Below are 7010 nucleotides of genomic sequence, written 5' to 3'. Positions count from 1 at the left end.
AATGGAAGGAGCAGTTTTAAAATCCAAAACATCAGCATGAACCTTGTCAAAACTAAAGAAACAAAAAAAAGCAGCAATCAAAACAAAAATTTTAATTTTCATAAAAATTCTCCTAAAAAAATAGACATTCCGAAGAATGTCTATATTCAATTATTAGATTAGACTGCTTTACTAAAGAAACGTTTTGCAATTTTAAACGAAGCAAAAGCAACAACGATAACACCAGCAATGCTGAAAATAATTGGCAAACCTTCATTAATAGCAGAAGTAACACCTGTTTTGATTTCATTCAACGTTGTACTAATAGCACTAGAAGAAACTTCTCGAACCTGTCTTGTAGAAGCTTCGTCAGCAAACACTGCAGGGCCCGCAGTCGCAACTGAAGCAACCGCACCAGTAACAAATAATCGTGTTTTAAAACTTGCATTCATAACTTTTTCTTTCAAATTTTTCATAAAATATTCCTCCATTAATTAAAAAATTGATCTTAAAATAGATTGATAAATTTTATAAATAGAGAAACCTGCAATCAAAAGTGGTATAATAAAAACAATCAAAATATAGCCAGCAGTTTGAAAGCTGATTTCAATTTGTTGGATTTCAGGATCAGTATAAGTTTGCGCTTGTATTGATCCTATTTTTTGATCCAAAATACTGAAATTTTCCCCCGAAATTTTCTCAGTATTCAAAGACACATTCGAAACTTTTTCCAACAGGTCATTTCTAGATTGTTCAGAAGCCTGCACCTCCTTAAAATATTCAGTTTTAAATTCATCAAAAGAAACAAAATGTTCTTTTAACTTCGATAAATGATCATTATAGATTAAGTTGATTGCATTAGTATACCCTTGATTAAAAGGATAAATATAGCTAGACATCCAATAATCATAATTCTTAGAAAAATCAACCAAAGCTATAAAATTATACTTTTGAGCCTGTATTATTGCTTTCGTATCATTCGACAAACCTTCCTGTTTCAATAAATTATCGAAATCTATCGTATCAATTTGAAAAGCTGCTCTAGGAGTTTTTAAATCAGGAATTTCAATAATATTATTCTCTATTCCATCCATCTAAAATCCCCACCAATTCAAGTTCTAAAAAACCTTTATAATTACGGGTCATTTTCTTAACCAAAGTAACCTCACAAGGCACTTTTTGAGTAAAACTAGAAAGAATACCAAGATTCTCAGTGATTTCATAAGCTACTTTCTTCCCAAATCCTTCATTCACAGGATAAGGAACCAAACAACTCAATTTTGCTCGATCTACACCATCTACTTTATAATTGTGAAATCCTACTAACTCTACTTGTTCATATACTTCATTCATATTCATTACATCCTTTCTTAAACTACACAAAAACCACGCGAACGCATTTTTGTGCGCATAAATATATTATAAAAAAAACAAAGCTTTTTCAACTCTTTTTTTTACTGTATTTTTCACGTTCTTCATCACTAGCTTTATATATATAATAAAACAAAGAATCTTCAAGAATAGCCGACAAATTAAGATTCAACTTTTCGGCTTCATCTAAAATTTTATTATTAATACTAACATTTTTAGCTCTCTTTTTCTCTTGATAATCCAATCTATTTCTTCCCATCAAATCCCTCACTTCAAAAAGAGCTTTTTTCTATTAATATTAACACATACAGCATGTTCAAAAACCAAACAAAAATAATAAAAAATAAAGTATAATGAAAAAGGCGACTTGCCCCAAAAGGGGGTGGCTATATTGTTTTACCAAATCATTTCGTTAGTTATCGCTCCACTATTTGTGGCTCTAGTAAACACCCTAGTTTCTCACTGGTTAGACGAGAAAGAAGATAACTAAAAGCAAGTTGCTTTCTAACCCACACGCTTATAATCCACAATAAGTGCATAAAAAAACCCAACCTACTGCAATAGGTTGGGTTTTGTGCTATATTGTTCCAAATCATTTCGTTTCCACAATCCAATTATAATATATAAAAACAATAAAATCAAAAATACTATTTACTTTTCACTAAAATTAAAAAAATCAATATACTAAAAATAGAAACTCAAAAAAATAAAAAGCCAAAATAAAATATAATAAAAACAGCAACAAAAAAAGCAAGTTGCTATCTAGCCTATAAAACCTAAAGTGCATATAAAACCCAACCTACTAAAGTGGGTTGGGTTTTATGCTATATTCTTCAAAGTTATTTTGTCTTCAAAAAACATTATAAAATCATTTTGTCTTATTATAAATTTCTTTGAAATCCTTAGAATCTGTTTTTCCTGATTTATAATTTTCATGTATAACCTTTTTTTGTTTTTTTAAAGCAGATTTAACTAATCTATTATATTTTCTTTGTCTTCCTGTTAAAGAAATATCAAAAAATATATTAATAATAGCCATAAAGATAGAATATATAATCAAATAAATAAAATATAAAATAAAAAAAACTAAAGATAATAATAACAATTGTAAAAAAGAATTCTGAATAATAAATAATTGATATAAATCATCAAATTCATTAAATAATTTCAATAATACATTTTCCAAAAATATCATCCCTAATATAATATTTTTACACTAAAACAAAAAATTTTATTTATATCATATATCGAAATATCAACAGGACTATATAAAACATATCCATCTCTATTCAAAAGAAATAAAAAAAACGTGTAATCAAATAAATCAAAAAAAGAAAATCCTAATTTATAAAATTCAGATATGTCATAAATTTCAATCACACAAAATACCCCATGAAAAATATACAATAAATAAAAAAGATTAATTTACTCAAAAAAAAACGAAACCCAAAATTGGATTTCATTTTTTACTTACCACTAACGTCTAAACCAAGTAACCAAGTATCGAGTTCTTTTTTTAATTCATCAGCACTCTCTGAAAAACTTTCCTTTAAATGTTGAGTAAGTTCATCATTTTCAGTAACATTTTTAAGAATATCTCTTAATCTGTATTTCACTCTTCTATCAATTTGCCCCCACATTTCGTGATTAGAAAGTAACCCATATATCATAACTCTATCTAAAGGTTTAACTGTTGGGGGAAAATAATGGGGAGAACAAAAACTATCAAGACTTTCATTAACAATATTATGCCACTCATTAGCTTTAGCACGTCTTAATTGTAACTCTAAACGCCACCAAGTATTAACTTCATCAGGAACAACCTTCTTCTTATTTTGTTGCTCTAATTTTTTATTATACATACGTATTTGACGTTCACTTGAACGACTACCCCAATAGGCTGTTTCAAGGGCACCAGAACGACCATAAATAGGTTTAAATGAAACAGGATCAACAACTCTATATTGAGTTATAAATTCATCTGGAACATCAATAATATCGCAAGCTATATCCGCACGTGAAAAATGGGGTTCTAAAAATAAATCATGAATAAAATTTTTCATGCTACCAGAAAGAAATTCTCCAATTTTATTTGGATTAAAATCAATACGTCCGTAACCTTTTTGGAACTTAAGCATCTCAATAAAAGCAATATTTTCACCATAATGATCACATAATTTCCAAGAATTTTGGCCAACTGATTCGAGAAAACCATTATTTTCATTCAAACGCATAAGTTGTTCAAAATTAACTAAAATAGTTCCGTTATCAGTATGATACCAAATATTTTCTTTAAGCTTTCCAACAATAGTGATTCTGTCTATTGACCACTGCATTTTAATAGAGGTGTACGTATTATGTACATTTAACCGCCTGTTAGAGGGTGCGGTTAATTTTTCCCACTCATTAAGCGTTATTCTTTTTTCCCGATCTCGAACACCTAAATTTTCATTATTTAAATTTTCTGAAGTAATTTCTTCTTGATTTTTTTTCATTTCTCATATACCCTTAACTCGTAGATATGAAGACGTATGCCCCTAATGCATACATAAAAAAGATAGTCTTACGTTACAAGTTGCCTTTCTGATATTTAGTTTGAATTCGACACTTAAACTTTATCACTGGCCTTCTTGCAATGCAAGGCTATTTTTTATGAAGTCTAAATGCCTAAAAATTTTAAAAAAAATAAAAAAAGATAAAATCAAAAACAAAGAAAATAAAACAAATAATATAATCACATACACGCCTTTTTTTGTTTTTTTGTATTCCATATCTAAAAAAACCATCTAGCTGATATCAAATCTTGTTTTTTTCTAGTCCCTTGTTCGTGTATGCAAGGGACAATTATTTTTTTCCAAACCTAGAAAAAATAGAAAAAAATAAAAAAACTAAAAAAAACTAAAATAAGATAAAATCATACACACTCTTAAACCCAAAAATCAGTTTTCCTTATGATAGTTGCATTACATGAGAGAATAATCTATCTCAACCTATAATCTTTAATCTTTTGTTTTTTTTTAGTCCCTTGTTCGTGTATGCAAGGGATCTTTTTTTTCTTAACCATCAACTCCCCACCCCCTCGTTCTCGAGGGGCACCCTCGCCGGTAGGCACCTCTCTTCGGCATTTCATACCAAAGAGAGAAATTTAAGGGTCTGGGATATCGTTTGTAGCTGTCAATGCATAAATTCCCTCGCTCCGCTTAGTCAGACATTTATAATTGACAGCGCCATATATATCTATTCCTTCATCATGCTCGGTACTAAAGCCAACGCAAACATTAAAATTAAAAACGTAATGTTCTCTATCACTTTTTATGCTCCTTTTCAGCCGCAATCATCTTATTAATCACCGCATAACTATCGTATAACTCACGGATCTTTTTCGTTTGTACAAAATTACGCCTCCACTTCCTGTGGAGCTTTCTACGAGCTTCTGGACGCCCAATAGTATCTTCATAGTCTTTCGCATTAAAACACCGTTGGAACGTCCACCAACCGCCCACAGTGTAACATTCAACCACTTCAAAGGTTTGTTCACGTAAAGGCTTCGTCACACGACTAAAGTGTTGACTCGTACCAAATATTTTTATCTGTTGTTTTCGTTGCTGCGTCGCAACCGCAAGAACACGAGAACTGAAATTCCGAGTATCATAAACATCAAATTCATTCTGTATCTCATCAATCGCAAACACTATCCCCGCTTCATTGCGAAGAGTCAAAATCTGTTCCCATGAATCAAGAGAGACGTCTTCATGGATATAACCAAAATTCGTGCAAATCACTACATCAGGATACTTCTTTCTAATCCTTTCTAATTGCTCAACTAAACTCATTGTTTTCCCACTACCCTGCATCCCTGCAAAAATGGTTAAACCATACATCTTAAATCTTTTACGCTCTTCACGATCAAACAAATCTTTGATTTTACATTTTAAAAATCGAAACAACTTAACAAATACATTTTGATTCGTCAAAATCTCAAATTCACGTTTCAATTTACTTTATCCACCTTTCAAAATTATTTTGAGCAATTTCGCAGGTTATATTTTTTTCGCGTGCGCGGGGTGCGTAGCTCCCATGCGCTCCGCGAAAAAAAATATTAACCAAGCGAGAATTTGCTCAAAATAAATCTTAGAATACGTGTAAGAAAGCTTAAATTATCAACGATAAAAACAGCTGCAATGCACGAAAGAATAAGCTTAAAACTAACAATCGTATCAAAATAAGCCAAAACATTACCAAAAGAAGCAAAATCCAAACTATCACTTTCAGGGAATTTCATTGTAGGAAATAAACCAATAATGAAGTTCAAAATCCCCAACAAAAAATCAATGATTGCCTTAAGTAGCAATAGCATCACCCTCCCCTACAAAACGTTTATAAATTATGATACACGTCCATAAAAATACAAAAATGTTCGCTACGTTTCGAAAAACAGGAACAATCGTTTCAAATCTAGACTTAGGAAATGGATATAGCTTTTCCCCACGATAGACAATGTAAAAGTCATATAACGATTTTTCACTAGAAAAAAGAGAATCTAAATAATCTTTAATCTGAAAAACAAATTGAAATTTAGCTTTAAAATTATCAACAAAATCACTAAAACTATTTTGTATCCCATCAAAATCAGGAATAATGAAACTGAAAAGACCATCAAATAACTTTTTAAGAAGGTCAGTAATAAAATTGTTCGCAAGAAAATCAATCAACTTATCAAAAAAGCCACCAAACAAATCACCAAGTAATTCAAGTAATTTACTTAAAAAATCTAATATTCCACCGCCACCGCCATCATCAGAATCACCATCAGAATCATCAGTAACAGGAGAATTAACAGTAGATTTTTTAACTAGATTTCCGTCAACAATTCCACTTTCAGAATCAAAATTAAACTTAGGATCAAAATACAAAACACCGCCCTCAGAAACGTCAGAAATCACCCCAGAGCCTGAAATACTTTGCGTTCTAGAATCATTCCCTAAAAGAACAGTAATTTTTAATTGAGCAAGAGCACTTAAAGGAAAATCACTTTCATCATATTTTTTAGAAACTTTCAAATAAGAAATATCTTTTGCTGATCCTTTAGTAGTCATTGAATAAACAACAGAATCCGCATTACTATTTAAAACCGGAAGGGCTTGGAAGTTTTCAGAAGTCGGAGAACTTACATAAGAAATTGAAGGCTTATATTTAGCATAATCAGAAGATTCTACAGTTAATCGAATTTCATTAACATACAAACTACCATCTGGGTCTAATCGATAACCACCATCAACAGGCATAGCAGTTAAATAAACCACTTTAGCCTTAAATAAGTTCGCAACATCGATATAAAAACCTTCATTTGCTTTTATACTCGCACCGTTCAAAGTCTTATAAAAGCCACCAGAATCAAAATAGTTTTTATCTTCAATCGTGTAACCCTTTCGAAGACTATCCATGATCAAGTTATAACCAAACAAAGTAAAACGATAAGAATATTGTGTTTCAGCAATAAATTCAGCCATAGAATCGAAATCCACATCCTTTAAAGCGTTTTGCCCAATCTTTTCTAACTCGTCCCAATTCCTAACAGAAGCACCACCGCTATAAAGTTGAGCAAGACCAAAAAGAACATATTTCAAATTGTCAGAACCACGATTTTTCTTATATTCCGA

At 30.8% G+C, this 7010-nt stretch carries 10 protein-coding genes; 1 reads left to right on the top strand and 9 read right to left on the bottom strand.

The annotated features are described in order from the left end of the window. Window positions 1-158: 158 nt before the first annotated feature. The 4 genes from IGJ49_RS14550 to IGJ49_RS14535 form a co-directional block, all read right to left on the bottom strand. The gene (locus tag IGJ49_RS14550; RefSeq protein ID WP_438724065.1) at window positions 159-455 is read right to left on the bottom strand and encodes a hypothetical protein; all 297 of its coding nucleotides are present in this window, start codon (window positions 453-455) and stop codon (window positions 159-161) included. 18 nt (window positions 456-473) lie between these two features. Next, complete coding sequence (locus tag IGJ49_RS14545) at window positions 474-1073, bottom strand: hypothetical protein (protein WP_438724063.1); 600 nt, start codon at window positions 1071-1073, stop codon at window positions 474-476. Next, window positions 1054-1332, bottom strand: a complete 279-nt coding sequence (locus tag IGJ49_RS14540; RefSeq protein WP_438724061.1) for a hypothetical protein — start codon at window positions 1330-1332, stop codon at window positions 1054-1056. Before IGJ49_RS14540 ends, IGJ49_RS14545 begins: the two co-directional genes overlap by 20 nt. A gap of 88 nt (window positions 1333-1420) precedes the next feature. Further along, window positions 1421-1609, bottom strand: coding sequence for a type II toxin-antitoxin system CcdA family antitoxin (locus IGJ49_RS14535; RefSeq protein WP_438724059.1), 189 nt, complete (start codon window positions 1607-1609; stop codon window positions 1421-1423). Between the two features lie 123 nt (window positions 1610-1732). On the opposite strand from IGJ49_RS14535, the gene IGJ49_RS14530 reads away from it, so the two are divergent. Next, a complete protein-coding gene (locus tag IGJ49_RS14530; RefSeq protein ID WP_438724057.1) occupies window positions 1733-1840 on the top strand; it encodes a type I toxin-antitoxin system Fst family toxin in 108 nt (35 codons plus the stop codon). 378 nt (window positions 1841-2218) lie between these two features. Here IGJ49_RS14530 and IGJ49_RS14525 read toward each other — a convergent pair whose 3' ends face one another. The 5 genes from IGJ49_RS14525 to IGJ49_RS14505 form a co-directional block, all read right to left on the bottom strand. Next, a complete protein-coding gene (locus tag IGJ49_RS14525) occupies window positions 2219-2536 on the bottom strand; it encodes a hypothetical protein (RefSeq protein ID WP_438724055.1) in 318 nt (105 codons plus the stop codon). 280 nt (window positions 2537-2816) lie between these two features. Continuing rightward, window positions 2817-3845: a replication initiation factor domain-containing protein gene (locus tag IGJ49_RS14520; RefSeq protein ID WP_438724053.1), complete on the bottom strand. Its 1029-nt coding sequence runs from the start codon at window positions 3843-3845 to the stop codon at window positions 2817-2819. Between the two features lie 810 nt (window positions 3846-4655). Then, entirely contained in the window at window positions 4656-5345 is a 690-nt protein-coding gene (locus tag IGJ49_RS14515) for a hypothetical protein (RefSeq protein WP_438724051.1), read from the bottom strand. 104 nt (window positions 5346-5449) lie between these two features. Beyond that, window positions 5450-5701 carry a hypothetical protein gene (locus tag IGJ49_RS14510; RefSeq protein WP_438724049.1) on the bottom strand — a complete coding sequence of 84 codons (252 nt, stop codon included), beginning with the start codon at window positions 5699-5701 and terminating at the stop codon, window positions 5450-5452. Beyond that, on the bottom strand, window positions 5691-7010 hold a 1320-nt coding region (locus IGJ49_RS14505; RefSeq protein ID WP_438752500.1), incomplete at its 5' end, for a hypothetical protein. The genes IGJ49_RS14510 and IGJ49_RS14505, both read right to left, overlap by 11 nt.

This window comes from Enterococcus sp. AZ171 (genome assembly GCF_051714005.1).
Classification (GTDB): Bacteria; Bacillota; Bacilli; order Lactobacillales; family Enterococcaceae; genus Enterococcus_B; species Enterococcus_B pernyi.
Note: the sequence above shows the minus strand (reverse complement) of the source record. Positions and strands in the feature narration are given on the sequence as shown.